Genomic DNA, 24,918 nt, shown 5'->3' with positions numbered 1-24,918 from the left:
AATCTTTAACCCTGATGCGGTACCAGAACCACCTGCGCTGGCAGCGAGCGCTGAATTTCATGCTTCTGCTTCAGCTCAAAGCCACTGTCGAGCTTGCGCACGCGCTTTTCCAGCAAGGTTTTCAACCATGGCGCATCGTCAGTGCGCGGCACCTGGAAGACCACGTCGCACTGATAATTCACCACATCCGCGGCAATATCATCGAGCTGGCGGCGCATGGCGCGGCTGTCGGTGGTCTTCAGCGCCACCACAGTGCTCGGCGCAGACGGATCGATCACTCGCGCCTTGGGCTTGGCCTCAGCCGCCTTGAGCGCAGCCTCCGCGCGCTCAAGCTCAGCCTTGCGTGCCTGGGCCACGGCATCACCGCCGGTGATGGCAGGTGCACGCGGCATCAGTGCCCGCGCCCGCGCCAGGGCAGTGGCGGCAGCATTGACATCGCCCTTTTGCAGCACGATCTGGCTACGGCGCAGATAGGCTTCGGCCAATTGCCGCTGATACTGCTCAACACGGGCATCGTCAGGCGATTGCGCCTGCAAGGCGGTCAACTGATCTTCGGCTGTGGCCAGCTCGTTGCTGGCAATGCTCTGCTCCAGTTGCCCCCAGGCATCAGGCTGGGCAGGCGCGGTCGATTGTTCGACCGGGGCGCTGGAACACGCGGCCAGGAACAACGAAAACACGGCAACAAGCAGATAACGGGAGGCGAACGGCTTCATTCCTGCGACTCTCTATTTGCGCAAAAAGCGAGCAAGTCTACACCCAGGTGCGCACGCTCGAAAACAAGTCTTACAGACCCTTTACCCGCGAAAAGGTTGCAGGATGCGCCTGCGCGCACCCAGATTTTTCAGCGCTTCGGCACCGCCAGGCTCAGCAAGAATAGCACCGCCGCGCAGACCACGATCGATGGGCCGGCTGGGGTGTCCTTGAACCAGGACATCGCCAGGCCGCCGCATACCGCCGTGACCCCCAGCAGGCTGGCGCCCAGCGCCATCTGCTCGGGCGAGCGGGCGTGACGCTGCGCCGCAGCCGCCGGAATGATCAGCAACGAGGTGATCAGCAGCACGCCTACGATCTTCATCGCCACGGCAATCACGACCGCGATCAACAGCATCAGCGCCATGCGCAAGGCCGCCACCGGCAAGCCTTCGACCATCGCCAGCTCTTCGTGCACGGTGATCGCCAGCAGTGGCCGCCACAGTGCACCGAGCAGCAGCAGGACCAGCGCACTGCCGCCGAGGATCCAGCCCAGGTCAGTCGGGCTGATCGCCAGCAGGTCGCCGAACAGGTAGGCCATCAGGTCGATGCGCACATCGTGCATGAAGCTCAGCACCACCAGGCCCAGCGACAAGGTGCTGGGTGCGAGGATGCCGAGCAAGGTGTCGGAGGCCAGCGGCTGACGTTGTTGCAGGGTCACCAGCAGGATCGCCAGCAACAGGCAGCCAACCGTCACCGCCAACGCTGGGCTCACGTCCAGCACGAAACCCAGTGCTACCCCGAGTAAAGCGGCGTGGGACAGGGTATCGCCGAAGTAGGCCATCCGCCGCCAGACCACGAAAGACCCCAGGGGGCCGGCCACCACAGCCAAGGACAGTCCCGCGAGCAGGGCGTAGAGAAGAAAATCAGCCATGCTTGCAGTGCTCTCCGTGAACATGGGTGCCAGGGGCGACCACCGAGCCATGCAGGTCGTGGCTGTGATCGTGATGGTGGTGGTAGATCGCCAGGCTAGGTGCGTTCTGGCCGAACAGCTCGACGAAGGCTGGGTCGCCACTGACCTGCTCCGGATGGCCCGAGCAGCACACATGGCGGTTCAGGCAGACCACCTGGTCGGTGGTGCTCATCACCAGGTGCAGGTCGTGCGAGACCATCAGCACGCCGCAGCCGTGGCGGTCGCGCAGGCGGGTGATCAGGTTGTACAGCTCGGTCTGGCCGACCACGTCGACGCCCTGCACCGGCTCGTCGAGCACCAGCAGTTGCGGTTCGCGCAGCAGCGCCCGGGCCAGCAGCACACGCTGCATCTCACCACCGGAGATGTTCTGGATCGGGTTGTCGATGACCTGTTCGGCGCCCACTTCCTGCAACGCTGAAACGGCTGCCGCGCGGTCTACACCAGGCACCAGGCGCAAGAAGCGCAGTACCGACAGCGGCAGCGTCGGGTCGACCTGGATCTTCTGCGGCATGTAGCCGATGCGCAGCTTGGGCTTGCGCCAGACCTTGCCCCGATGGGGCTTGAGCAGGCCCAGCACGGCACGCACCAGGGTGGTCTTGCCGGCGCCATTGGGGCCGATCAGGGTGACGATCTGGCCAGGCGCCACCGCCAGGTCAATGTTGTCCAGAACCGCTTCGCCTGCGAACGTGACCCCGACCTGTTCGAGGCGGATCAGTGCATCGCTCATGCCGCGCCTCGGCAGTTGCCGCACAGGCCCACCACTTCCACGGTCTGGGTTTCGACGCTGAAACCGACCGCCTTGGCGCTGGCGACGATGGCGCCGCTGATGCTGTCTTGCTCAAGCTCGATGGCCACGTGGCATGCGCGGCAGATCAAGAACTGACCCTGGTGCGCGTGCTCAGGATGGCTGCAGCCGATAAACGCGTTGAGCGAGGCGATGCGGTGCACCAGGCCGTTTTCCAAAAGGAAATCCAGCGCCCGGTACACGGTTGGCGGCGCCGCGCGGCGGCCGTCCTGCTCACTGAGCACTGCGAGGATGTCGTAGGCGCCCAGCGGCTTGTGGCTCTGCCAGACCAGCTCCAGCACCCGGCGGCGCAAGGCGGTCAGGCGCAGGCCTTGGCGGATGCAGATGGCATCGGCTTCGGCCAGGGCGCTGTGCACGCAATGGGAATGGTCGTGGGGACGGTGAGCCAGCGGCGTGATGGACATGAGCGGCGACGGTTCTGAATGGAGACGTTATTATGTTACCTGTTTCTGACAAGTCGAGTATTCACCGTGCCCCGTTTCCTTGTCCTTTTTGTCGCTTTTATCGCCTGTTCTGCCCAGGCTGACGTCCGCGTGCTGACCAGCATCAAGCCCTTGCAGCAGATTGCCGCGGCGGTGCAGGACGGCGTTGGCAGCCCTGACGTGCTGCTGCCGCCTGGTGCCTCGCCGCACCACTACGCCTTGCGCCCTTCCGACGTACGGCGCGTGGGCGATGCGGACCTGTTGTACTGGATCGGCCCGGACATGGAAAACTTCCTGCCGCGCGTCCTCAACGCCCGCAGCAAGCCAAGCGTTGCCGTGCAGTCGCTGCCCGGCATGCAACTGCGCCACTTTGGCGAGGACAGCCATTCGCACGATGAAGGTGGGCACGACGACCATGACGATCACGACCATGATCACCGCCCAGGCAGCCTGGATGCGCATTTGTGGTTGTCGTCGGTCAATGCGCGGGTGATTGCCGCGAAGATGGCCGCAGACCTGGCCAAGGTCGATCCAGCCAATGCGGCGCGTTACCAGGGCAATCTCAAAGCCTTCGACGAGCGGCTGGACGCGTTGGACCAGCGTATCAAGGCACGCGTGGCTGGGGTGGCCAACAAGCCGTACTTCGTGTTCCACGAGGCCTTCGACTACTTCGAGGCCAACTATGGCCTCAAGCACACTGGGGTATTTAGCGTTGCCTCGGAAGTGCAGCCAGGGGCGCAGCACGTGGCGGCGATGCGCAAGCGCCTGCAGGAAGTGGGCAAGACGTGTGTATTCAGCGAGCCGCCGCTGCGCCCGCGTTTGGCTGAGACGCTGACTGCCGGGTTACCGGTGCGCCTGGCCGAGCTGGATGCCTTGGGTGGCACGGACCCTGTGGATGGCAAGGGCTATGAGCGCTTGCTGGAGAAGCTGGGCAGCGATCTGGCGGGGTGCCTGGAGCAGTTGTGATGTACTGCTGACGTTATCGCGGGGGCAAGCCCGCTCCCACGCCTGGGAGCGGGCTTGCCCCCGCGATAGGCCACTGGCTTTACAGCGCGAACGGCAATTTCAACGCCACCTGCTGACGCTGCGCCAGTCGCACCTCAAACTCGCTCGGGTCGTGGATCATCACATCCATCCCGGCAAACGACTCGGCTGCGATCAGGCGCGACAGCCAGAAGCGCACGCAGGCCACCCGCAGCATCACCGGCCAAAGCTCGGCTTCCGCCGCAGTGAACGGCCGCAGCCCGGCGTAGGCCCCCAGCAGCGCCTGCGCGCGTGGCAGGTCGATGCCGGACTTATCATCCAGGCACCAGTCATTCACGGTAATGGCGATGTCATACAGCATCGGCCCCGAGCAGGCGTTGTAGAAGTCGATCAGCCCCGTCAGGTGGGTGCCTTCGAACATCACGTTGTCGCGGAACAGGTCAGCGTGCAGGTTGGCCCGTGGTAGCGCGAGAAGCTGCGCCTTGTGTGCGGCGATCTCATCCAGTGCAGGCTGCAACAGGCGCTGTTGCGCCTCGCTCAGGTGCGAAATCAACTCGGCGCCAGACTCCAGCATCCAGTCCAGACCTCGGTCGGTCTTGCGCTCCAGGGTGTTGTCGCGCGTGGCCAGGTGAATGTGCGCCAACAATTCGCCAACTTGAGCACAGTGCTGATTGTTCGGCACCTTGATGTGCTTACCCGACAGTCGTGGCTGCAACAGTGCCGGCTTGCCGTTGAGCTCTCGCAGGCCATTACCCTCGCGATCACGCACGGCGTAAGGCACTGGCATGTCGGCTTGGTGCAGCACATCGAGCAGGTCGATGAAGAACGGCATGTCTTCGGCAGGGCCGCGTTCGATCAGCGTCAGCACGAACTCACCCTGTTCGAGGCTGACGAAGAAATTGCTGTTCTCGGTACCGGCGGCAATGCCCTGGAAGTCGAGCAGACGGCCCAGCTCATACGGCGCCAGAAAGGTTTCCAGCTCGGGCCGGGACACAGGGGTGAAAACTGACATGATGAAAAGTTGCCCATGCGGGCACTTCCGCCGGGAAGTGCCAGGTTGATGTGAACGGTACGCGTCAGATTACCACTCGAAGATCTTCCACGACGGAATCAGCATGTCCGGCTGGTCGGATCGAATGAAATTGCCGTCGGAGCCGTCGGCGCGTACCAGGAAATAAGGTTTGCCGTTTTTCGGCGTGATTTTGATCGCATACAGGAAGCCGTTTTGACGGTACTCCTGAATGGTTCGATCGCCTTCCGTGCGAATGGTCACATCGGGATCTGCCGATGGGGCGTCGTCCGCCGCCTGGGTGACGATAGGCGTGGTTGCCAGAAGGCCGAGCAGTAACAGGCGATTGAGTGTCCGCATGATAACCTTGTCCCTTTGTCGTCAATGACTCCGGCTATTCTAGCGCCGGACCCGCCGAAAAGGTTGATTCTCCTCATGAGCCAAGCGCCTCTCGTCCTGGTGGACGGTTCTTCATACCTCTACCGCGCCTTTCACGCGCTGCCGCCGCTGACCACGTCCAAAGGTCTGCCGACCGGCGCGGTCAAGGGCGTGCTGAACATGCTCAAGAGCCTGCGCAAGCAATACCCTGACAGCTTGTTCGCGGTGGTCTTCGACGCCAAGGGCGGGACCTTCCGCGACGCCATGTTCGCCGAATACAAGGCCAACCGCCCAAGCATGCCGGATGACCTGCGCGTGCAGGTCGAGCCCCTGCACGCCAGCGTCAAGGCGCTGGGCTATCCACTGCTGTGCGTAGAAGGCGTCGAGGCCGATGACGTGATCGGCACCCTGGCCCGCAGCAGTGCGGCAGCCGGCCGTCCGGTGATCATTTCGACCGGCGACAAGGACATGGCCCAATTGGTGGACGGGCACATTACCCTGGTCAACACCATGACCGGTAGCGTGCTGGATATTGCTGGCGTGCACGAGAAATTCGGCGTCGGCCCGGAACATATCATCGACTTCCTGGCGCTGATGGGCGACAAGGTCGACAACATTCCTGGCGTGCCAGGCGTCGGCGAGAAGACCGCCGTGGGCCTGCTGACCGGGATCGGCGGTGGCCTGCGCGAGGTCTACGACAACCTCGACAAGGTCCCTGCCCTGCCGATTCGCGGCGCCAAGGGCCTGCCGGCCAAGCTGGAGGAGCATCGCGACGCGGCGTTCCTGTCGTACGAACTGGCGACCATCAAGGTCGACGTGCCGCTTGATATCGAAGTCGATGCGCTGGTGTGTGGCGAACCGGACCGGGAAGCCTTGCTGGCGCTATACACCGAGATGGAGTTCAAAAGCTGGATCGCCGAAGTTCAGCGCGATGCAGTCAAGGTTGGCGAAGTGATTACGCCAGTTGAAGAACCGCAGGCCAAGGTCGAGCCGCAATACGAAACCATCCTCGACCAGGCGCGTTTCGACCTGTGGTTGGAGAAACTGCGCCAGGCATCGCTGTTTGCCTTCGACACGGAAACCACCAGCCTCGATGCCCAGCAGGCCAAGTTGGTCGGCCTGTCGTTCGCGGTGGAACCGCACGTGGCCGCGTATGTGCCGCTGGCCCATGACTACGAAGGCGCCCCGGTCCAACTGGATCGCGACGCTGTACTGCTGGCGCTCAAGCCGCTGCTGGAAGACCCGACCAAGGGCAAGATCGGCCAGAACGCCAAGTACGACATCAATATCCTGGCCAACTGCGCGATTGGTGGCGACCAGGCGCACGGCATCGACATGCGCGGTGTGGCTTACGACACCATGCTCGAATCCTACGTGCTCAACTCCACCGCTACCCGGCACGACATGGATAGCCTGGCGCAGAAGTATCTGGACCACACCACCATTGCCTTCGAAGACATCGCCGGCAAGGGCGCCAAGCAGCTGACCTTCAACCAGATTCACCTGGACAAGGCCGGGCCTTACGCCGCCGAAGATGCCGACATCACCTTGCGCCTGCACCAGGCGTTGCAGGCACGCCTGGCCAAGACGCCCAGCGTGCAGCCGGTATTGATGGACATTGAAATGCCGCTGGTGCCGGTCTTGGCCAAGATCGAGCGCCAAGGCGCGCTGGTCGATGCCAACTTGCTGGCGATCCAGAGTGGCGAGCTCGGCGTGAAGATGGCTGAGCTGGAGCGCGAAGCCTTTGCCTTGGCCGGTGAAGAGTTCAACCTGGGCTCGCCCAAGCAGCTGGGCGTGATCCTGTATGACAAGCTGGGCATGCCGGTGCTGAGCAAGACCACCAAGGGCCAGGCTTCGACCGCCGAAGCGGTGCTGGCCGAGCTGGCCGAGCAGGATTACCCGCTGCCCAAGGTGCTGATGCAGTACCGCAGCCTGAGCAAGCTGAAGAACACCTACACCGACAAGCTGCCGCACCAGATCAACCCGCGCACTGGGCGCATCCACACCTCCTATCAGCAGGCGGTGGCGGCCACGGGGCGGTTGTCGTCGAACGACCCGAACCTGCAGAACATCCCGATTCGGACTGCCGAAGGCCGGCGTATTCGCCAGGCGTTCGTGGCCAGCCCCGGCTACAAGCTGTTGGCTGCCGACTATTCGCAGATCGAGCTGCGCATCATGGCCCACCTGGCCAAGGACGAAGGCCTGTTGCATGCCTTCCGCAATGACCTTGACGTGCACCGGGCGACGGCTGCGGAAGTGTTTGGCGTGGATCTGGCGGCTGTTACCACCGACCAGCGTCGCAGCGCCAAGGCGATCAACTTCGGCCTGATCTATGGCATGAGCGCCTTCGGCCTGGCCAAGCAGATTGGCGTCGATCGCAAACAGTCGCAGGACTACATCGACCGTTACTTCGCCCGCTACCCTGGGGTGCTGGCCTACATGGAGCGCACTCGTGCCCAGGCCGCCGAACAGGGCTTCGTCGAAACCCTGTTCGGCCGTCGCCTGTACCTGCCGGACATCAACGCGAAAAACCCGGCGCTGCGCAAAGGTGCCGAGCGCACGGCGATCAACGCGCCGATGCAGGGCACGGCGGCAGATATCATCAAGCGCGCCATGGTCGCGGTGGATGGTTGGTTGAGTGGCAGCGGCCTGGATGCTCGAGTGATCCTGCAGGTGCACGATGAACTGGTGCTGGAAGTGCGCGAAGACCTGGTCGAGCAGGTGAAGGAGCAAATTCGCCCGTACATGAGCAATGCCGCGCAGCTCGACGTGCCGTTGCTGGTCGAAGTAGGTGTTGGCTCGAATTGGGACGAAGCTCACTAAACTGCGTAGGAAAGGTGTGTAGGATCTGCGCTGTAGTGTCGCGGATCCGACGCTGGCCTGGTGCCATTAGAACGGGAGTTTCATGAAACTATCGCAAATAGTTTCCAGAGCTTCGGAACTAAACCGGTGAAGCGGAACTCAGAGTAACTGAATGGCTGGTGAAGCCTTTCGATGCTCCTATGTTGTGTTAAGTGTTGGCAGATACCTGGACCCCGCCCTAGCGGTCCAGACTTGAACCCCAGACTTCCCCCTCCCCATATGAAGTCCGGGGTTTTTTTTGCCTGCGATTCAGGATTTCACAGCGTGGGGGCCGCTTCGCAGCCCCAAAAGTCTAAATCACTCCGCCGGCTTGTCTTCCAGCTCCATCCACCCTGCCAATACAGCATAGGCCTCTTCCAGCCCCTGGCGCTTGGGTGCCGAGAACAACTGGATGGTCGCCGCGTCGCCCCAGCCCTTGCGAATCTCGGCTTGCACCTTGAGCAGCGTGTTCTTCGCCGCACCAAAGGTCAGCTTGTCGGCCTTGGTCAGCAGAATGTGCATGGGCATGCCGCTGGCCTTGGCCCAGTCGAGCATCATCTTGTCAAAGTCGGTCATCGGATGGCGCACGTCCATCATCAGGATGATCCCTTTCAGACACTCACGTCCGCCCAGGTAAGCTTCAAGGTGACGCTGCCAGTGCTGCTTGAGCGGAATCGGTACTTTTGCATAACCGTAGCCCGGCAAGTCGACCAATCGCCGTTCATCGTCCAGACTGAAGAAATTCAACAGCTGGGTGCGCCCTGGGGTTTTCGAGGTACGCGCCAGGCTGGCATGGGTCAGGGTGTTGAGGGCGCTGGATTTACCGGCGTTGGAACGGCCGGCGAAAGCCACCTCGTAACCCTGGTCTTCCGGGCATTGTTCGACCTTGGCAGCGCTAAGGGCGAATGTGGCTTTCTGGCAGAGGCCGAGGATGGGGTTCTTGACTTGCATGGGATATCCGATGTGGGTGTTGCCTAATCCAGGCAGTGTCGTTTCCGTTTGGAGGACGGAAGTATATAATGCCCCAGTTTTTGTGTGTGCATTCTCCCAGCGAAGGAGAGCGCACATGGGGTGTCGAACATTAGCTCGCGCAATAGAACGCAGCGCGGCCCCCAACCCTGAAAGGTCGTTGCGCAAGGCGAAATGGCTATTGGCTGTCGGTATGTTCCTACCGTTTTTCAGCGCACAGGCTACACAGGATCCCGAGGCGTTGTACAACCGCAGCTGCGCTGCCTGTCACGCCGGACAACTGCCTCAGGCACCCAAGAAGGGTGACTCGGCAGCTTGGGAGCCAAGGCTGGCGCAGGGTATGGAGGTACTGGTAGCGAATGTTACTCGGGGTTTCAAGGCTATGCCGCCGCGTGGATTGTGCATGGACTGCAGTGCCGAGGACTACCGTTTGGTCATCCTCTGGATGACCGGTAGTCCCGATACATAACATTTCACCCTTAGCCGTGTTGGATTAGCTGATGAACAAACTATTCGTGAGTCTGCTGTTGACCATGGGGGTTGCAGGTGCGGCCAATGCTGCGGACCCTATCAAAGGCGATGCCGCCGCCGGTCAGGCGAAAACTGCCGTCTGTGGTGCCTGCCACAACCCTGACGGCAACAGCCTGGCGCCGAACTTCCCCAAACTCGCCGGCCAAGGCCAGCGATACCTTGAGAAGCAACTGCACGACATCAAGTCTGGCAAGCGTACGGTGCTGGAGATGACCGGCATGCTCGAGCCCTTCAACGAGCAGGATCTTGCCGACATCGCCGCTTATTTCGCCAGCCAGAAGGGCAGTGTCGGCGCTGCCGATCCGAAACTGGTCGAACGCGGTCGTGCGCTGTTCAATGGCGGCGATCTGGAAAAAGGCATGCCTGCCTGCACTGGCTGCCACTCGCCGAACGGCGCCGGCATCGCCTTGGCCGGCTTCCCCCACCTGAGCGGCCAGCATGCCCAGTACGTGACCAAGCAGCTCACAGATTTCCGTGAGGGCAACCGCACCAACGATGGCGACGCGATGACCATGCGTTCTATCGCCGGCAAGCTGAGCAACAAGGACATCGACGCCTTGGCCAGCTATATCCAAGGGTTGCACTGAGGCAATGTCCTTAGGCCTGCTTTGCAGTCCGTCGTGCATCGCGGACCCTGTGCGGGTTCACCCGCGAAGGGCCGCAACGCGGCCCCGGCAACCTAAGTGTTTAACACTCAGTTAATGGTCGATGGCTAAAGATGAAAGGGCGGCCCACACCGCCCTTTTTTTTGTCCGTAGCCGTTACACTACAGAACTCAAGCCCTTCCCGACCTGTCACAGCACCGGTCGCGTCGAGGCGACCAATGACTGCTCAGGAGTAAAGCATGCGTAAACTGATTCTCAGCGCTGCGCTGGTCGCCGCCAGCGTATTCGGTATGACCGCCGTCCAGGCCGCCGAGCCTGCAACAGCGGGCAAGGAATATATCGAGCTGAGCAACCCTGTTCCGGTTTCCCAGCCAGGCAAGATCGAAGTCGTCGAGCTGTTCTGGTACGGCTGCCCGCACTGCTACCACTTCGAACCGACCGTCAATCCGTGGGCTGAAAAACTGCCGGCGGACGTCAACTTCAAGCGCGTTCCAGCCATGTTCGGCGGCCCTTGGGACGCCCACGGCCAGATGTTCCTGACCCTTGAAGCCATGGGCGTCGAGCACAAGGTGCACGCCGCTGTCTTCGACGCGATCCAGAACCAGCGCAAGCAACTGGTCAAGCCTGAGGACATGGCCGAGTTCCTCGCCACCCAGGGCGTGGACAAGGACAAGTTCCTCGCCACCTTCAACTCCTTCGCGATCAAGGGCCAAGTGAACCAGGCCAAGGAACTGGCGAAGAAGTACGAAATCACCGGCGTACCGAGCATGGTGGTCAACGGTAAATACCGCTTCGATTTGGGTACTGCCGGCGGTCCGGAAGGCGTGCTGAACGTCGCCGACCAGCTGATCGCCAAGGAGCGCGCCGCTAAGTAAGCGGCGAACTCATGGCTCGCTTGCGCTCCACCCGGGGTGTTGGCCTGCACCAGCCGCAGGTCAACGAGCATCACCTGCAGGCCCCTGGCTTGCCTGAGGATGGTCGACTGCGGCTGCTCAGTTTCAATATCCAGGTGGGCATCAGCACCGAACGCTACCGGCACTACCTGACCCGCAGCTGGCAGCATCTGCTGCCGCACAACGGGCGTGCCGGCAACTTGCAGAAGATCGGTGCGCTGCTCAGCGACTTCGACCTGGTCGCCCTTCAGGAAGCCGATGGCGGCAGCCTGCGCTCGGGCTACGTCAACCAGGTCGAGCACCTGGCCCAGTTGGGGGCGTTCCCCTACTGGTATCAGCAGCTCAATCGCAACCTCGGGCGTTTCGCCCAACACAGCAACGGCGTACTCAGCCGCCTCAAGCCCCAGCACCTGGAAGACCATCCCCTGCCCGGCCCTGCCGGTCGAGGTGCGATCCTGGTGCAATTCGGCGAGGGCAAGGACGCGCTGATCGTGGTGATGATGCACCTGGCGCTGGGTGCCAAGACCCGCGCCCTGCAATTGAGCTACATCCGCGAGCTGATTGGCGGCTACCGTCATCAGGTGCTGATGGGTGACATGAACACCCATGCCAACGACTTGCTCGAACACTCGCCGCTGCGCGATCTGGGCCTGATTGCACCGCAAGTCGAGGCCACCTTCCCAAGTTGGCGCCCGCAGCGCTGCCTGGACCACATCCTGCTCAGCCCAAGCCTGACCTTGGAGCGGGTCGAGGTGCTGGCGCAGCCGATTTCCGATCACCTTCCCGTTGCCGTCGAGATTCGATTGCCTGACGCATTGACTGTGGATACGCTGCCGGTCTTGAGCTAATTGCCATCACCCCGCAGTGGACCCAGGCATGACCGAAGACGCCGAGCGCTGGAAAGAAAAATACTTAAAAAGCATCGAACAGCAGGAAAAACTCGAGCGCCGTTGGGATGCCCGTCTCGACTTGCTGCGTCGTGGCCTGGTGCGCAGTACCTTGGCCGCCGAGGGCAGCGACAAGGCGGTGGACCAGTGCATGAAGGAAATGCGCGAGGTCATCCGTAGCGACAACATGGACGCGGGGCTTGCCAACCTGATTCCGCGTCTGGAAAAGGCGGTACTCGACTCCGAGCAGCGTCGCGAAACCCGCATGAACCAGGTTAGCGATGCGCTGACCGCGCTAGTCACTCAGCTCCAGGCCCTGCCGCTGTCCGGTGATGTCGCTCGGCCACTGAAAAAACTGGCGAAGAAACTCGATGGTGGTGTCAGCCAATCGCGCGAGTTGCCGCCCCTGCTTGGTGAGCTCAGTGGTTTGCAGGGCCGAGCCCTGACCCTGCTGCAGAGCCCGGAAGAAGAGGCCCGCCCCGGCTTTTTGCAGCGGCTTTTCGGTAAAGCTGAACAAGAGTCTCGGCCGGAACACGCAGAATCGCCGCAGCCTGCACCGGTTCCAACGCCAGCTTTGGCAAAGCCTGCTGTCGAGAGCGAATCTGCTCGGCAGCCCGTCAAAGACGAAGTGCTTCAGCCCTCGACACCTGCAATCATGGCCGCTGCGCCAGAGCCAGTGGAACCGATTGCAGCCAAACCACTGATCACTGAGGAGCAAACAGAGGCGCCTGCGGCAGAAGTGGCGCAGGCGTTGCTGCTGGAGCCCTCGCAGCCGGCGCTGATTGATGCGCCTGAGGCTGAGCCCGCTCCAGTCATTGCCAGTCAGGAGCCAAACGAGCCAGAGCAAGCGATACTTGCTCAAGCAGAGCCTGACGAACTTAGCGCGATAGAGCCAGAGCCAGAGGCGGCGCCGGAGCAGGTCGAACTGCTCGACGGTGAGGATGGCCCTTATGCCCTGCCTAACGCCGTCGAGCCACCCTACAGCCAAGTCGCTGCGCATATCGAGCAAACCTTGATCGGCTTGCTCGATGACCTGAGCCTGCCCGAGCGGCACAAGGCCCAGGCGCTGGAAATGCGCGAGCGCGTGGCGCGAGGGCTGAACTGGTACGAACTGATCCCGGTGCTGGATGATCTGGCGGTACTCATGCTGGCCATCACCGACAGCGGCCAGCATGAGTTCGAGGCCTACTTGCAGCAGCTCAACGAGCGCCTCGAGACCTTCCAGAGCCATCTGCACGAAGCCAGCGCCGGGCATGCCGACAACAGTACTGCGGCGCGTGAGCTGGACAGCCAATTGCGCGAACAGGTCGATGGTCTGCAAAGCAGCGTCCAGGGCGCCGCTGACCTCGATAGCCTCAAGCACATTCTGGACAATCGCCTCGAAGGCCTGCTGGTGACCATCGACGATCACCAGCACGAGCGTGACCGCCGCGAGCAGGAACTGGCCGGACGCCTGCATGGCTTGGCCGAGCGGGTGGCGAACATGGAACAGGAAGCCCTGGGGTATCGCGAGCACCTTGAGGAGCAACGCCAGAAAGCCCTGATCGATCCCCTAACCGGGCTGCCCAACCGCGCCGCGTGGTCAGAACAGGTCGAGCGCGAAGTGCAGGATTGGCAGGAAAACGGCGGCCACTTGCTGATGGCGATCCTTGACCTTGACCACTTCAAACGCATCAACGACGGCTATGGCCACCTGGCCGGCGACAAGGTGTTGAAGATCGTCGCCGACCAGTTACGCAAGCGCCTGCGTGGCCGCGACTTCATCGCACGCTTTGGCGGTGAAGAGTTTGTCCTGCTATTGCCGCAAACCTCACCGGCTGCTGGCGCGCAAGTGGCTGAAACCCTGCGCGCCGCCATCGAAGCATGCCCTTTCCATTTCAAGGGCGAGCGGGTGGTGATTACCGCCTCCATCGGCATCAGCGCATTCCGCACCGGCGAGCGTGGCGATCAGGTGCTCAAGCGTGCCGACGAAGCCTTGTATCGAGCCAAGGATCTGGGACGCAATCGGGTGGAACTGGCCTAACTATCTACCGCATTCCTGATGCCACGGTTGCTCATGATGATTTCGCCGAAATGCAGAGACCTTCGGCATTTCGAGGCTTGAGTAACTCTAATCAGGAGCGACGCGATGAAGATGATGAAATGGGTACTACTGCTGGTCATGAGTATCGCCTATCAGACGAGTGCCATGGCCAAGGACACCTACTGGACTGCGCATGTTGGCAAAGATGGGACGGTCTTGCGGCAGTGGCCGAAATGGATCGAAAATGTAGAGCTTTCAGAGAATGCTAACTATTTCAGTCAGTACAAGCTGATATTCAACAACCGCATCGTGCATCAAGACCCAGGCTTTTGCACGGTTTCGCCCATTGATGGCAGCACCGAGGATCGTCTGTTGCATGGGCAGGCCAAAGTCATTGGTAAGCCGAAAGCTGAAGGCGTCACGGTGCTGACCCAGTTGGTCGATGTTAAAGGCGCAAGTGGTGACAATTCGTTGGAATTCCTGGTGATGTGTATGCGCTAAGGCGTTGTTTCCTACAAGCGCCTGAGAGAGAGCACGTTATACTGTAGCGACTTGTCACTTCTTCATGATGTGCTCTCTTTCGATGAAAACTGTAATTTCAGCATTTCTCCTTGTAATGCTTGCTGGCTGTGCCAGCGGCCTGCGCATCGACCGCAGCCATGTCTCGGCGAACCAGGACGAGCGCATCCAGTTCGTCGTCCTGCATTACACCAATGCCTCACTCGAACGCTCGTTGGCCTTGTTGACCCACGGCGAGGTCAGCAGCCACTACCTGATCGGCGATGGTCCGGCCACGGTTTATCAGTTGGTCGACGAGAGCAAACGTGCCTGGCATGCCGGCGATAGCCAATGGGACGGTCGCACCTGGCTCAATTCCAGCTCCATCGGCATCGAGATCGTCAACCCGGGGTTCACCGACACACCCAATGGTCGGGTCTGGCACCCCTACAGCGAAGCGCAGATCCAGGCGCTCATCGCGTTGCTCCAGGATATCGTCAAGCGTAACCACATCCAGCCGCGCTACATCATCGGGCACAGCGACATCGCGCCCTTGCGCAAGCTCGATCCTGGGCCGCTGTTCCCATGGAAACGCTTGGCAGATGCAGGCTTGGGCATTTGGCCTGAAGCCAATGCAGTCGCGCGGCAGCGGGCGTACTTCGAGGTCAATCCGCCATCAATTACCTGGTATCAGCAACAGTTGCTGCGCTTTGGTTACTCCATCGAACAGACCGGCGAACTGGATGTAGCGACTCGGCATGTGCTGGCGGCCTTCCAGATGCGCTTCCGCCCGCAGCGGTTCGATGGCATGCCGGATGCGCAAACTGCGGCGATGTTGCAGGTGCTCAACCAAAAGCGTTGAACCCCGCGCGCCCAACGGCCGTGCCGACTGACCATTCCGTTGCTATACCTCTTGGTAATCAACTGGATATATCCGATGTCAGCCTTCCTCGTTGGGTTGCGCCAAATTCTCCACCGCCCCTGGCTGCTGGCAGCGCTCGCTGCCCTCGCTAGCGCCGTGCTGTTGCTGGCAGGCAGCGTGGGTGTGGCGCTGCAACAGATGAAGGAAAGCGAGAGCGCGCAGATGAACGCCCAGGGCGAGCGTTTTCTGGAGCGTCTAGAGCAAGTCTTCGGTCAGTTGCGTCAAGGTGTCGATCAATTGCACTCCCTGCCTTTGCGTGGGTGCGATTCGACAACCTTGGCGGCACTACAGCAAGTCGGCCTGAGTTCGCGGTTCATTTACGAAGCGGCCTACGTGCAGGGTAATGTCGCCTGCTCTAGCCGTGGTGGGGTGAGTAACATCGAGCCTTTTCGACCGCCGGATATTCGCGGTCCGACCTACAGCTACTGGCTCAATACCACTGCCGAGCCCGACGAGAACCTCGCTGCGCTCATGCTTGGGCGCGGTAATTTTTTGGTTTCTACTTCGCGTGGTCACCTCACCGATGTGGTTGACCTGCCGCCCGGCGGTAGCCTGCTGGTGGTATTGGATCATGGACGCCGCGCTATTCCGGTGCTGGGCCCGGCGCAACCCTGGCCGCCAGTCGCCGATTGGCCGCCGCCCTCGGACAAGGCTTTGTCTGAGTTCAGTGACCGGCTGATCTACCGCATGCCGACCAAGTCACCCGATTACCAGTTAGTGCTGATTGCCCCTCGCGCCAGTTTACCTCTGAAGATGAACGGCGTGCTCTGGCTATTGTTCCCTGGCAGCGTACTGGTGGCGTGCTGTATTGGCTGGCTGGTGCTGCAGTTGATCCTGCAACGCCGCTCGATGAGCTCCGAGCTGCAGAATGCGCTGCGCAAAGGCGAGCTGCAGGTGCTCTACCAGCCAATCTTCGAGCTGGACAGTCGGCGCTGTGTCGGCGCCGAGGCCCTGGTGCGCTGGCGCAGGCCCGATGGCACCCTGACCAGCCCGGATCTGTTCATCCCGCTGGCGGAGAATACTGGGCAGATCCGCCAGATCACCGACTTCGTCCTGCAGCGGGTATTGGAGCAACTGGGGCAGTTACTGCGGGCCAACCGCAACTTATATATCTCGGTGAACCTGGCTGCCTGCGATGTGATGGTGCCGCGTATTGGTGGGGTGGCAGCCCGGCTGTTGGCTCATCACCGAGTACCCGCCAGTCAGATCGCTTTCGAGGTGACCGAGCGGGGCCTGATCGATGTGGTGGTGGCGCGGGACAATTTGCAGGCCTTGCGCGCCGTTGGGCATCAGGTACTGATTGACGATTTTGGCACTGGCTACTGCAGCCTTGCCTACCTGCAGACCTTGCCGGTGGATTGTTTGAAGATCGACAAGGCCTTTATCGATGCGCTGGGCCATGATGCGGCGAGCAGCGGCGTGGCGCCGCATATCATCCGCATGGCCCATGACCTGCATTTGCGGGTGATCGCCGAAGGTATCGAATGTGAGGACCAGGCGGTACTGCTCAACAGTGAAGGGGTCAATTATGGGCAGGGGTGGTTGTTTGCCCATCCGCTCAATGCTCGGCAGTTTGCCGAGTTGATAACTCGCGGGCGGCGGGTCAGTGCTCGGCGGATTGATGATGAGCCTTGATCTGTGGGTGGCCTTGTAGCGATTCGCAGACTGCACCGGCCTCTTCGCGGGGCAACCCCGCTCCCACGCTTTCTTCGGTGTCCGGAATAACGTGGGAGCGGGCTTGCCCCGCGAAGACAGTGCTGATTGATAACTGCGAATTTCAAACCGGTAACGCCATATAGAACTGCGTCCCCTGCCCTGGCCGCGAAAACACTCCCATGCGGCCACCATGCAGCTGGACGATCTCTTTGCACAGCGCCAGGCCCAGCCCCGCGCCACCTTTCTTGCGTCCCACCTGAACGAATGGCTCGAAGATCCGACCTTGCTGGCCATAGGCAATACCCTCGCCATTATCCTCGACACTGACAATCACCCGCTCGCCATGTCGCCGCGCATGCAAGCGGATGCGCCCCCCGCTGGGCGTATGGCGCACGGCGTTGTGCAACAGATTATCCAGCACCCGATCGAGCTGGGCGGCATCGGCCTGGATACGTGGCAGGGGCTGCTCGAGCTCGATCAGCAAGTCGATCTGCTTATCCGCTGCTTGCGGTGCGATACGCCCTTGGGCACGTTCGAGCAGATCGTCGACCGCACAGTGAGCCAGCTCCAGTTTTTGCAGCCCGCTCTGGTAGCGAGAGAAATTCAGCAGGTCGTTGATCAACTGGGTCAGACGCTGCATTTCTTCGCCGATGGTGTCGAGCAGGTCGTTCTCGCGGGCTTCAGGCGGGAACTTGACCCGTTCGCGCAGCAGGCCAAAGGCCATATGCATACCGGTGACCGGGGTGCGCAGCTCGTGCGAGGCACGCAAGACGAATTCACTGCGCACCCGCTCAAAAGCACGCTGTTCGGTGACATCGTGCAGCACCATCACTGCACCGAGGATTGGCCCCTGAGGGTGGCTGACCGGGGTCAGGCTGTAAGTCAGCAGGCGGGTTTCTTCCTCGATATCGATGCTCAAGTCATCGGGCGGGCGATCCAGGCTGCCGCCACGCAGGACCTGGCGCAGTTGCTGCTCCAGTTCTGGACGTTGCAACGCCTCGGCCAGACCCGTGCCGAGCCGGCTGCTGTCCCAGCCCAGCTGCCGTTGGGCAACTGGGTTGAGGTGCTCCAGGCGGCCTTGGCGATCGATGATCAGCAGGCCGTCATCGATACTGTCGAGTACCGCCTGCAAGCGTTGCTGGCCAGCCAGCACCTCATCGATGTTGGTGGCCTGATGCTTGCGCAAGGCATCGGCCATCATCCCGAAACGGCGGGTCAGCTGGTTGAGTTCAGTGGCCTGGGTAACCGGCAGGGTGACATCGAAATTCCCTTGGCCGACCTCATCGGCAGCCTTGGCCAAGGCTTCGATCGGCTGGCCGAAGCGGCGGGCGATATTGTGCGCGGTGACGAAGCCCAGGACCAGCACCGCCAAGCCCATCAGGCCCAGCAGGCCGCTGACCAGCAGGGCGCGGTCGCGGGTATGCTCCTCGCTGCGGGTGATGTGCTCCAAGGCCTGTTTGTGCGAGTCGATCAGATCGACGCGCACCTGGCTGAAAGCCGCGCCCAATGGCTGATCGGTACCCATGCTGCGCGAGGGTGCCGGGCTATCGCGGTAGGCCTGCAAGAAGGTCTGGTAATTACTGCTGGCCTTACTGAAACCGGTGCGCTCGCCACCCTGCTCCAACCCTTGGTTGAGCAAGCTCTGGAACTGCTCCTGCAAGGTCACCAGGCTATTGGGAGCGGTGTCCTCATCGAGGATCAGGGTCAGTTGCTCACCCAGGTTTTGCCTGAGCTTGAGCCCGACCTCGAGGGTGTGGGTGGTGTCGCGCACCAAGCGCTGCTGCACCGTGGCCATCTGCAATACGCTGACCAACCCCAGCAGCAGCCCAAGCAAAGCCACCGTGACCAATGCCGAGATGCTCAGGAAAAGCCGCGTGCGCAGCTTCATCGGCCACTTCATAGGTTGAATTGCTTGCGCTTGCGGTACAGCGTCGAGGCGTCGATGCCGAGCGTCTTCGCTGCTTGGTCGAGGGTGTCACTGGATGCCAGCACTGCACCGATGTGCGCCCGCTCCAGCTCATCCAGGCTCAACGCGGCGCCAATACGCGGGGCATTGTTGGTGGTGGGTTCGGCCATGCCCAGGTGGCTGATCTCGACCCGCTCTTGCGGGCAGATGATGCTGGCCCGCTCGACCACGTTGCGCAGCTCGCGGATGTTGCCCGGCCAGCGGTAGTTGAGCAGCGCCGCACGTGCTTCGTCACTGAACACCCGGGCCGGTCGCGAGTACTCCTTGACGAAGCGGGCAAGGAAACGCTCGGCCAGCGTCAGGATGTCATCGCTGCGTTCACGCAGTGGCGGCAGGTGCAGGGTGATGACGTTGAGGCGGTACAGCAGGTCTTCACGGAAGCGCCCATCACGGACCATGTCATCAAGGTTGAGGTTGGTCGCGGCGAGGATGCGTACATCTGCGCGGCGGGTGACCGGATCGCCGACCCGCTCGTATTCCTTGTCTTGAATGAAGCGCAGCAGTTTTGGCTGCAAAGTCAGCGGAAAATCGCCGATCTCGTCGAGAAACAGCGTTCCGCCGTCGGCTTGGCTGACTCGGCCCAAGGTGCTCTCGCTGGCGCCGGTGAAGGCACCGCGGGTGTGACCGAACAACTCGCTTTCCATCAGTTCGGCGTTCAGCGACGGGCAGTTGATGGTCACGCAAGCCTTGCGTGCACGCTTGCTCCAGCCGTGAATGGCGCGGGCCAGCTCGCCTTTACCGGTGCCGGATTCGCCGAGGATGAGAATGTTGGCATCGGTGGTCGCTACCTGCCGCGCGGTTTCCAGCACCGCCATCATGGCTGGGCTGTGCGAGTCGAGGCCGTCTTTGGGTTTGCGCACTTCGCCTTCGAGCGCTTCGAGGCGAGCAGACAACTGGCGCACTTCAAGCTGCTTGGCGGTGGCCAGGCGCAGTTGGTCCGGGCTGCAAGGTTTGACCAGGTAATCGGCGGCGCCGGCCTGGATAGCATCGACCGCGGTGTCCACCGCCGAATGGGCGGTGACAATGACCACCCGCATCCACGGCGCCTGGATACGCATCTGGGCCAGTACGTCGAGACCGTTGTCCTCGCCCAAGCGCAAATCGAGGAAGCACAAGTCGAACACCTGCCGCTGCAACAGCGCCTCAGCCTGCACGGCGCTGTTGGCCGTGGCTACGCTGTAGCCTTCATCTTCAAGGCAATAACGGAAGGTTCGCAGGATGGCGGACTCGTCGTCCACCAGCAGGATGCGGCCTTGGTTGTCCTGGGCAGATTCCATTTTCCTACGCTCCTTTAGGATTGATCTCAATTAGTGTCGGAAAGATCGGGCAAGTTGCATGGTCAATTCTGAAGGATTCTGTCCTTTGCATGCTAGCTGCTGGCCGCTTCTTTATCTAACTAACTGAAAATATTGAGTTTTTAGGCGATAAACCAGCTGGCACGCGGGTTGCGAAGATCTTTAGCTTTGTCACAAAAGGAGGTGCAGTCATGCGCTTTTCCCCTCGTATGGCCGTTTTCGCGGCCAGTCTGGTGTCGGTTATCACGCCGGCCTTGGCCGATCCGATCCAGGACGCGCGTCTGCAAGGAGGGCTGCAAACCGCCCTGTCACTGAACCGCTTGCTCAATCCCTTTCGTATTGAAGTCGATGTAGAAGGCGCGCGCGCTCGCTTGACGGGCGAGGTCGAGAGCGAGGTGGAGCGCCAATTGGCTGAACACCTGGCGCTGGCCACCCGCGGTATCGAGCAGGTCGATAACCAATTGCTGGTCAATGCCGAGCTGGTCGAGCGCCCCTTGGAGCTGCGTGCCTACGCGCAGCGGCTTGAGGATGCCACGCTTGCGGCCATTGTGCGCTCGCGCCTGGCATGGAGCCGGGTCACGCAAAAGGCCCCGATCGAGGTGGAAAGTCGCGAGGGTGTAGTGACTTTGCGCGGACGGGTCGACAGCGTCGAAGCCAAGGAGCTTGCCGGTGTCCTGGCGCGGACCACTGATGGCATTCATTTGGTCAACAACCTGGTGAGCCTGGATACCGCCGCCATGGCCAAGGCTCGTGAGACACCTGTGGGCGCGCCAACGGGGCCGCAGCCCAGCGATAGCTGGATCCACGACAAGATCCAAAGCAGCTACCGCTTCAGCCGCAATCTGGATGGGCTGAACATCAAGGTTGCCAGCGAGCAAGGAATGGTCCGGCTATCGGGCGAGGTGGTCAGCAGCGAGCAGAAAACCATCGCCGTGGAGATCGCCCGGCAGATCATCGGTGTACGTGGCGTAGATGCTGACCTGTTGAAGATCGCGACCAAGGTGGAGGGCTGAAGTCGTGCAAATCGCACGACGGCAAAAGGGTCATCGTGCAGGATACGTCCTTGCAGACCCTCTCTCATCTTGTTAAGTAATTGATTTATAAGGATATTTATTAATTTGTAAGGCTGGCATGCAGGCTGCAATTACCTGTTCAGAGTTTTAATAAGAACACAGCAGGAGGAGCCGGCATGAACCGCCAATCCGTCAACCGCTTACAGTCCACCGCTTTGCCGCTGCGCCAGTTCCTGTTCCTCGGTCTGGCACTGCTGGTGACCCTGGCCGCCGGCCAGTTCTATTACAGCTGGCAGACCGCCCGGCTCGCCGAGCAAGTAGCGGCGCACACGGCATTGTTGACGCAGATTCAGGCGACCCGTGCCAACACCTTGGTGAGGGCAGCTGACCCGCTGCCGACCGCCAAGGCGAGCTCTCCGGCCACTCTGGAAAACGTAGTACCGCAGGACCGCTGGGTGTTCTAAGCGACCTGCCGGATCGATTTCAAAAAAGAAAGGAGAACCACCATGCTTAGTTGGGCTATCACTTTCCTGATTATCGCCATTGTCGCTGCCGTGCTGGGCTTCGGTGGTATCGCCGGTGCTGCCACGGGGATTGCGAAGATCCTGTTCATCGTCTTCCTGGTGTTGTTCGTGGCTTCCTTCTTCTTCGGACGCGGCAGGGGCTAGACCATGAGCCGGATGCTTTGCAAAGCCCTGGCTACCGCCCTGCTTCTGGGCGGTAGCGCGGCGGCGATGGCGGCCAATGACGGCCAGGTTCGTGTCAGCCAGTTGCTTGGCACGGACCCCGAATTCCGTGAGACCTGGCAGGACACCCTCAAAGACGAGGAGCGTTTACCCGAGTGGGTCATCAACCTCAGCGGCAGTTCGCAAGAACAGATGTCGGCAGTGACTGAGGATGGCGACAAGTACTTGGTCGGGCCTCTGTGTGAATCGGACGACAACTGCACCTATAAACGCCTGATCGTGGCGTTCAGCTGGGACAAGGACGATGCCTACGGGATGCTGGTAGAGGTGCCAGAAGGATTGCCGACCGACAAGTCGCCCACCCGCCATGCGCAGTACCGTTGGCTGGGCAAGCCGGATGACGGCATGAAGGCGATGCTGCAAGAGCAGCTCAAGCGTGATCCGAAGTGGTACTAGGGTCTGTATGAAAAGTCTTGAGACGCCGGTCAGGCAAGGCGAAAACAGCCGAGGAACGGTCGGAGTCGCGCTCGACTGTACTGGAGTAAATGAGCATTCCGAGGCTGTTTTCAACGCAGCATGACCAAGTATCAAGGCTTTTCGTACAGAGCCTAGGCGTCAGCGTACGCATAAGGTTCACGTCACTGTAACGCTATAGAAGCTGAACCTTTCTAAGGTTCTGGCTTCTATGATGCGCAGCCCCGAGGAGGGGCGGCACATGACCAAGGGGCCGGGCTGTTCTGATTGTTGCAGGATCGGAGTGGCCTAGGGGTACAGGGAGTACCTCCGAGCACGGGCCGGGTCAGGCAAGGTGGCATCGGAAGTATCAGGTTGCTCGGGGCTGCCAAGCACCGAAGCCGACCTGACTTCCGAAGCACCTATATATAGAAGGCTTTGTGTAGCTTGTAGGAATTTGCCTTCAAGACACATTTTGTCTCGACCGTACATCGAATTATTTTAGGGTCTGGCACTACCCGCCCGATGTACCATTTAGACCATTCGGATTGTCGAACAAGGCATCCGATCCCTCCTTTTAGTGCCGCCAAATCGGCCGAAAAATGGCGCTTTGGTCTTGTTCGGAAATCCGAACGGCGTATATCCAGCCCCTTCGGGTGTGACTTTTTGTCCCTTGATCTCATGCCGAATCGGTATAGGGTAGTCGTTTCCGGCATTAGACTGCCTCCCTCTCCATCGCAATAGTTGCGGCCTTTTTCGCTAGCCAGAGCGCCGACACGCTCGCTTGCGCTGACCTTCGATGGAGCCGTCGTACGGATTAAATTCGCTGCCCAGCATGCTTCTAAAGGCTCTGGAACGCGCGTTTCCGCTCGACGACCATGACCACTAGAAGAAAAGGTAACGACATGAAGAAGGCAAAACTAAGCCTCGCCTGGCAGATCCTCATCGGACTCGTCCTGGGCGTTGCAATCGGCGCGCTGCTGAACCATTTCAGTGCAGAAAAGGCATGGTGGATCAGTAATGTTCTGCAGCCAGCCGGTGACATCTTCATTCGCCTGATCAAGATGATCGTCGTCCCGATCGTGATATCGTCGCTGATCGTGGGCATCGCCGGGGTTGGCGACGCGAAGAAACTGGGCAGCATTGGCCTGAAGACCATCATCTACTTCGAGGTGGTGACCACCATCGCCATCGTCGTCGGCCTGGGCCTGGCCAACCTGTTCCACCCAGGTGTCGGTATCGACATGAGCACCCTGGGTACTGTGGACATCTCCAAGTACCAGGCCACTGCGGCCGAGGTGCAGCATGAGCACGCGTTCATCGAGACCCTGCTCAACCTGATCCCATCGAACATCTTCGCAGCCGTGGCGCGTGGCGAGATGCTGCCGATCATCTTCTTCTCGGTACTGTTCGGCCTGGGCCTGTCGAGCCTGCAGGCAGACCTGCGCGAGCCGCTGGTACGCACCTTCCAGGGCGTATCGGAAACCATGTTCAAGGTCACCCACATGATCATGAACTACGCGCCGATCGGTGTATTCGCCCTGATCGCGGTGACTGTCGCCAACTTCGGCTTCTCGTCCCTGCTGCCGCTGGCCAAGCTGGTGGTGCTGGTGTACTTCGCTATCGCCTTCTTCGCCTTCATGGTGCTGGGCCTGGTGGCGCGGATGTTCGGCTTCTCGATCATCAAGATCATGCGCATCATGAAAGACGAGATGATCCTCGCCTACTCCACCTCTAGCTCCGAGACCGTGCTGCCACGGGTGATCGAGAAGATGGAGAAGTACGGTGCGCCGAAGTCGATCTGCAGCTTCGTGGTGCCGACCGGTTACTCGTTCAACCTCGACGGTTCGACCTTGTACCAGAGCATCGCGGCGATCTTCATTGCCCAGCTGTACGGCATCGACTTGTCCTGGAGCCAACAGCTGTTGCTGGTCCTGACCCTGATGGTCACCTCCAAGGGTATCGCGGGTGTGCCGGGCGTTTCCTTCGTGGTGCTGCTGGCGACCCTGGGCAGTGTTGGTATCCCGCTGGAAGGCCTGGCGTTCATCGCCGGTGTCGACCGCATCATGGACATGGCGCGGACTGCCCTGAACGTGATCGGCAACGCCTTGGCCGCCCTGGTTATCGCACGCTGGGAAGGCATGTACGACGCGGTCAAAGGCGAGCAGTACTACAACTCGCTGCCGCACATGGCCGGTACCAAAGCGGCCGCTTCCGTTGCGGGCAAGACTGCCAAGCAGTAAGCCTTCAGCGTTGAACAAAAAGCCCCGACTTGTCGGGGCTTTTTGTTGTCTTGAGATCGGCAGGCGGTGTCGTGTGGGAGAAAGGCGTCGGTAGCGTGGGAGCGGGCTTGCCCCGCGATAGCGTCAGCGCGGCTAAGCAATTTGGCCAAGTAGACGCTATCGCGGGGCAAGCCCGC

General features: G+C 61.0%; 24 protein-coding genes. 15 read left to right on the top strand and 9 right to left on the bottom strand.

Annotated features, from left to right (window positions below):
• Window positions 1-5 precede the first annotated feature (5 nt).
• From ACF8K2_RS20490 to zur, 4 genes are all read right to left on the bottom strand, one after another.
• Complete coding sequence (locus tag ACF8K2_RS20490) at window positions 6-713, bottom strand: PA5502 family lipoprotein (protein ID WP_186553193.1); 708 nt, start codon at window positions 711-713, stop codon at window positions 6-8.
• Between the two features lie 128 nt (window positions 714-841).
• The gene (gene znuB, locus ACF8K2_RS20485) at window positions 842-1,624 is read right to left on the bottom strand and encodes a zinc ABC transporter permease subunit ZnuB (RefSeq protein WP_312152423.1); all 783 of its coding nucleotides are present in this window, start codon (window positions 1,622-1,624) and stop codon (window positions 842-844) included.
• Window positions 1,617-2,390, bottom strand: a complete 774-nt coding sequence (gene znuC / locus ACF8K2_RS20480; protein WP_186553195.1) for a zinc ABC transporter ATP-binding protein ZnuC — start codon at window positions 2,388-2,390, stop codon at window positions 1,617-1,619. The genes znuB and znuC overlap by 8 nt, the downstream gene beginning before the upstream one ends.
• Window positions 2,387-2,872, bottom strand: coding sequence for a zinc uptake transcriptional repressor Zur (zur, locus tag ACF8K2_RS20475; RefSeq protein WP_186553196.1), 486 nt, complete (start codon window positions 2,870-2,872; stop codon window positions 2,387-2,389). Before zur ends, znuC begins: the two co-directional genes overlap by 4 nt.
• A gap of 18 nt (window positions 2,873-2,890) precedes the next feature.
• Here zur and ACF8K2_RS20470 point away from each other — a divergent pair, with 18 nt between their 5' ends.
• The gene (locus ACF8K2_RS20470; protein WP_312152427.1) at window positions 2,891-3,856 is read left to right on the top strand and encodes a metal ABC transporter solute-binding protein, Zn/Mn family; all 966 of its coding nucleotides are present in this window, start codon (window positions 2,891-2,893) and stop codon (window positions 3,854-3,856) included.
• Between the two features lie 79 nt (window positions 3,857-3,935).
• Here the strand turns inward: ACF8K2_RS20470 and ACF8K2_RS20465 are convergent, their stop codons facing one another.
• Window positions 3,936-4,886, bottom strand: a complete 951-nt coding sequence (locus ACF8K2_RS20465; RefSeq protein WP_186553198.1) for a homoserine kinase — start codon at window positions 4,884-4,886, stop codon at window positions 3,936-3,938.
• Window positions 4,887-4,955: 69 nt separating this feature from the next.
• Window positions 4,956-5,243, bottom strand: coding sequence for a DUF2782 domain-containing protein (locus ACF8K2_RS20460; protein ID WP_186553199.1), 288 nt, complete (start codon window positions 5,241-5,243; stop codon window positions 4,956-4,958).
• Window positions 5,244-5,318: 75 nt separating this feature from the next.
• Between ACF8K2_RS20460 and polA the strand changes: the two genes are divergently transcribed.
• Window positions 5,319-8,084, top strand: coding sequence for a DNA polymerase I (gene polA, locus ACF8K2_RS20455; protein ID WP_264234263.1), 2,766 nt, complete (start codon window positions 5,319-5,321; stop codon window positions 8,082-8,084).
• A 336-nt stretch (window positions 8,085-8,420) separates the two neighbouring features.
• On the opposite strand, the gene yihA is transcribed toward polA, so the two are convergent.
• On the bottom strand, window positions 8,421-9,053 hold the full coding sequence (gene yihA, locus ACF8K2_RS20450; RefSeq protein ID WP_186553201.1) for a ribosome biogenesis GTP-binding protein YihA/YsxC: 633 nt from the start codon (window positions 9,051-9,053) through the stop codon (window positions 8,421-8,423).
• A gap of 211 nt (window positions 9,054-9,264) precedes the next feature.
• Between yihA and ACF8K2_RS20445 the strand changes: the two genes are divergently transcribed.
• The 8 genes from ACF8K2_RS20445 to ACF8K2_RS20410 all read left to right on the top strand — a co-directional run bounded on the left by ACF8K2_RS20445 (window position 9,265) and on the right by ACF8K2_RS20410 (window position 17,065).
• Window positions 9,265-9,540 carry a cytochrome c5 family protein gene (locus ACF8K2_RS20445; RefSeq protein ID WP_225915747.1) on the top strand — a complete coding sequence of 92 codons (276 nt, stop codon included), beginning with the start codon at window positions 9,265-9,267 and terminating at the stop codon, window positions 9,538-9,540.
• Between the two features lie 31 nt (window positions 9,541-9,571).
• A complete protein-coding gene (locus ACF8K2_RS20440) occupies window positions 9,572-10,189 on the top strand; it encodes a cytochrome c (RefSeq protein WP_186553203.1) in 618 nt (205 codons plus the stop codon).
• A gap of 257 nt (window positions 10,190-10,446) precedes the next feature.
• Window positions 10,447-11,082 (top strand): thiol:disulfide interchange protein DsbA, encoded by a 636-nt coding sequence (gene dsbA, locus ACF8K2_RS20435; RefSeq protein ID WP_264234266.1) that lies wholly within the window; start codon window positions 10,447-10,449, stop codon window positions 11,080-11,082.
• A gap of 11 nt (window positions 11,083-11,093) precedes the next feature.
• On the top strand, window positions 11,094-11,948 hold the full coding sequence (locus ACF8K2_RS20430) for an endonuclease/exonuclease/phosphatase family protein (RefSeq protein ID WP_186553205.1): 855 nt from the start codon (window positions 11,094-11,096) through the stop codon (window positions 11,946-11,948).
• Between the two features lie 28 nt (window positions 11,949-11,976).
• A complete protein-coding gene (locus ACF8K2_RS20425) occupies window positions 11,977-14,010 on the top strand; it encodes a diguanylate cyclase (protein ID WP_392467305.1) in 2,034 nt (677 codons plus the stop codon).
• 105 nt (window positions 14,011-14,115) lie between these two features.
• Window positions 14,116-14,511: a hypothetical protein gene (locus tag ACF8K2_RS20420; RefSeq protein WP_392467303.1), complete on the top strand. Its 396-nt coding sequence runs from the start codon at window positions 14,116-14,118 to the stop codon at window positions 14,509-14,511.
• Between the two features lie 67 nt (window positions 14,512-14,578).
• Window positions 14,579-15,370: an N-acetylmuramoyl-L-alanine amidase gene (locus ACF8K2_RS20415; protein ID WP_392467485.1), complete on the top strand. Its 792-nt coding sequence runs from the start codon at window positions 14,579-14,581 to the stop codon at window positions 15,368-15,370.
• A 75-nt stretch (window positions 15,371-15,445) separates the two neighbouring features.
• Window positions 15,446-17,065 carry an EAL domain-containing protein gene (locus ACF8K2_RS20410; RefSeq protein WP_392467302.1) on the top strand — a complete coding sequence of 540 codons (1,620 nt, stop codon included), beginning with the start codon at window positions 15,446-15,448 and terminating at the stop codon, window positions 17,063-17,065.
• Window positions 17,066-17,207: 142 nt separating this feature from the next.
• On the opposite strand, the gene ACF8K2_RS20405 is transcribed toward ACF8K2_RS20410, so the two are convergent.
• Together ACF8K2_RS20405 and algB are read right to left on the bottom strand one after the other, a co-directional pair.
• A complete protein-coding gene (locus ACF8K2_RS20405) occupies window positions 17,208-18,986 on the bottom strand; it encodes a KinB sensor domain-containing domain (RefSeq protein WP_392467301.1) in 1,779 nt (592 codons plus the stop codon).
• Window positions 18,983-20,329, bottom strand: coding sequence for a sigma-54-dependent response regulator transcription factor AlgB (gene algB, locus ACF8K2_RS20400; protein ID WP_186553211.1), 1,347 nt, complete (start codon window positions 20,327-20,329; stop codon window positions 18,983-18,985). The genes ACF8K2_RS20405 and algB overlap by 4 nt, the downstream gene beginning before the upstream one ends.
• A gap of 209 nt (window positions 20,330-20,538) precedes the next feature.
• On the opposite strand from algB, the gene ACF8K2_RS20395 reads away from it, so the two are divergent.
• From ACF8K2_RS20395 to gltP, 5 genes are all read left to right on the top strand, one after another.
• The gene (locus tag ACF8K2_RS20395) at window positions 20,539-21,360 is read left to right on the top strand and encodes a BON domain-containing protein (protein ID WP_392467300.1); all 822 of its coding nucleotides are present in this window, start codon (window positions 20,539-20,541) and stop codon (window positions 21,358-21,360) included.
• 176 nt (window positions 21,361-21,536) lie between these two features.
• Window positions 21,537-21,824 carry a hypothetical protein gene (locus tag ACF8K2_RS20390; protein ID WP_186553213.1) on the top strand — a complete coding sequence of 96 codons (288 nt, stop codon included), beginning with the start codon at window positions 21,537-21,539 and terminating at the stop codon, window positions 21,822-21,824.
• Window positions 21,825-21,866: 42 nt separating this feature from the next.
• The gene (locus tag ACF8K2_RS20385; protein WP_003252966.1) at window positions 21,867-22,028 is read left to right on the top strand and encodes a DUF1328 domain-containing protein; all 162 of its coding nucleotides are present in this window, start codon (window positions 21,867-21,869) and stop codon (window positions 22,026-22,028) included.
• 3 nt (window positions 22,029-22,031) lie between these two features.
• A complete protein-coding gene (locus tag ACF8K2_RS20380) occupies window positions 22,032-22,502 on the top strand; it encodes an inhibitor of vertebrate lysozyme family protein (protein WP_392467299.1) in 471 nt (156 codons plus the stop codon).
• A 902-nt stretch (window positions 22,503-23,404) separates the two neighbouring features.
• On the top strand, window positions 23,405-24,742 hold the full coding sequence (gene gltP, locus ACF8K2_RS20375) for a glutamate/aspartate:proton symporter GltP (protein ID WP_392467298.1): 1,338 nt from the start codon (window positions 23,405-23,407) through the stop codon (window positions 24,740-24,742).
• Window positions 24,743-24,918: the final 176 nt, after the last annotated feature.

It is taken from the genome of Pseudomonas sp. xss_2 (assembly GCF_043104195.1).
In the GTDB taxonomy this organism is placed as follows: Bacteria; Pseudomonadota; Gammaproteobacteria; order Pseudomonadales; family Pseudomonadaceae; genus Aquipseudomonas; species Aquipseudomonas urmiensis.
Note: the sequence above shows the minus strand (reverse complement) of the source record. Positions and strands in the feature narration are given on the sequence as shown.

What these genes read in the sequence shown, in the direction of transcription:
- ACF8K2_RS20490 (WP_186553193.1), bottom strand. Translation starts at nt 713, where the DNA reads ATGAAGCCGTTCGCCTCCCGTTATCTGCTTGTTGCCGTGTTTTCGTTG.
- algB (WP_186553211.1), bottom strand. Translation starts at nt 20,329, where the DNA reads ATGGAATCTGCCCAGGACAACCAAGGCCGCATCCTGCTGGTGGACGAC.
- ACF8K2_RS20440 (WP_186553203.1), top strand. Translation starts at nt 9,572, where the DNA reads ATGAACAAACTATTCGTGAGTCTGCTGTTGACCATGGGGGTTGCAGGT.
- polA (WP_264234263.1), top strand. Translation starts at nt 5,319, where the DNA reads ATGAGCCAAGCGCCTCTCGTCCTGGTGGACGGTTCTTCATACCTCTAC.
- ACF8K2_RS20445 (WP_225915747.1), top strand. Translation starts at nt 9,265, where the DNA reads ATGTTCCTACCGTTTTTCAGCGCACAGGCTACACAGGATCCCGAGGCG.
- ACF8K2_RS20395 (WP_392467300.1), top strand. Translation starts at nt 20,539, where the DNA reads ATGCGCTTTTCCCCTCGTATGGCCGTTTTCGCGGCCAGTCTGGTGTCG.
- ACF8K2_RS20420 (WP_392467303.1), top strand. Translation starts at nt 14,116, where the DNA reads ATGAAGATGATGAAATGGGTACTACTGCTGGTCATGAGTATCGCCTAT.
- znuB (WP_312152423.1), bottom strand. Translation starts at nt 1,624, where the DNA reads ATGGCTGATTTTCTTCTCTACGCCCTGCTCGCGGGACTGTCCTTGGCT.
- ACF8K2_RS20385 (WP_003252966.1), top strand. Translation starts at nt 21,867, where the DNA reads ATGCTTAGTTGGGCTATCACTTTCCTGATTATCGCCATTGTCGCTGCC.
- ACF8K2_RS20465 (WP_186553198.1), bottom strand. Translation starts at nt 4,886, where the DNA reads ATGTCAGTTTTCACCCCTGTGTCCCGGCCCGAGCTGGAAACCTTTCTG.
- ACF8K2_RS20390 (WP_186553213.1), top strand. Translation starts at nt 21,537, where the DNA reads ATGAACCGCCAATCCGTCAACCGCTTACAGTCCACCGCTTTGCCGCTG.
- zur (WP_186553196.1), bottom strand. Translation starts at nt 2,872, where the DNA reads ATGTCCATCACGCCGCTGGCTCACCGTCCCCACGACCATTCCCATTGC.
- dsbA (WP_264234266.1), top strand. Translation starts at nt 10,447, where the DNA reads ATGCGTAAACTGATTCTCAGCGCTGCGCTGGTCGCCGCCAGCGTATTC.
- ACF8K2_RS20425 (WP_392467305.1), top strand. Translation starts at nt 11,977, where the DNA reads ATGACCGAAGACGCCGAGCGCTGGAAAGAAAAATACTTAAAAAGCATC.
- gltP (WP_392467298.1), top strand. Translation starts at nt 23,405, where the DNA reads ATGAAGAAGGCAAAACTAAGCCTCGCCTGGCAGATCCTCATCGGACTC.
- ACF8K2_RS20415 (WP_392467485.1), top strand. Translation starts at nt 14,579, where the DNA reads ATGTGCTCTCTTTCGATGAAAACTGTAATTTCAGCATTTCTCCTTGTA.
- ACF8K2_RS20460 (WP_186553199.1), bottom strand. Translation starts at nt 5,243, where the DNA reads ATGCGGACACTCAATCGCCTGTTACTGCTCGGCCTTCTGGCAACCACG.
- ACF8K2_RS20405 (WP_392467301.1), bottom strand. Translation starts at nt 18,986, where the DNA reads ATGAAGTGGCCGATGAAGCTGCGCACGCGGCTTTTCCTGAGCATCTCG.
- ACF8K2_RS20380 (WP_392467299.1), top strand. Translation starts at nt 22,032, where the DNA reads ATGAGCCGGATGCTTTGCAAAGCCCTGGCTACCGCCCTGCTTCTGGGC.
- ACF8K2_RS20410 (WP_392467302.1), top strand. Translation starts at nt 15,446, where the DNA reads ATGTCAGCCTTCCTCGTTGGGTTGCGCCAAATTCTCCACCGCCCCTGG.
- znuC (WP_186553195.1), bottom strand. Translation starts at nt 2,390, where the DNA reads ATGAGCGATGCACTGATCCGCCTCGAACAGGTCGGGGTCACGTTCGCA.
- yihA (WP_186553201.1), bottom strand. Translation starts at nt 9,053, where the DNA reads ATGCAAGTCAAGAACCCCATCCTCGGCCTCTGCCAGAAAGCCACATTC.
- ACF8K2_RS20470 (WP_312152427.1), top strand. Translation starts at nt 2,891, where the DNA reads ATGGAGACGTTATTATGTTACCTGTTTCTGACAAGTCGAGTATTCACC.
- ACF8K2_RS20430 (WP_186553205.1), top strand. Translation starts at nt 11,094, where the DNA reads ATGGCTCGCTTGCGCTCCACCCGGGGTGTTGGCCTGCACCAGCCGCAG.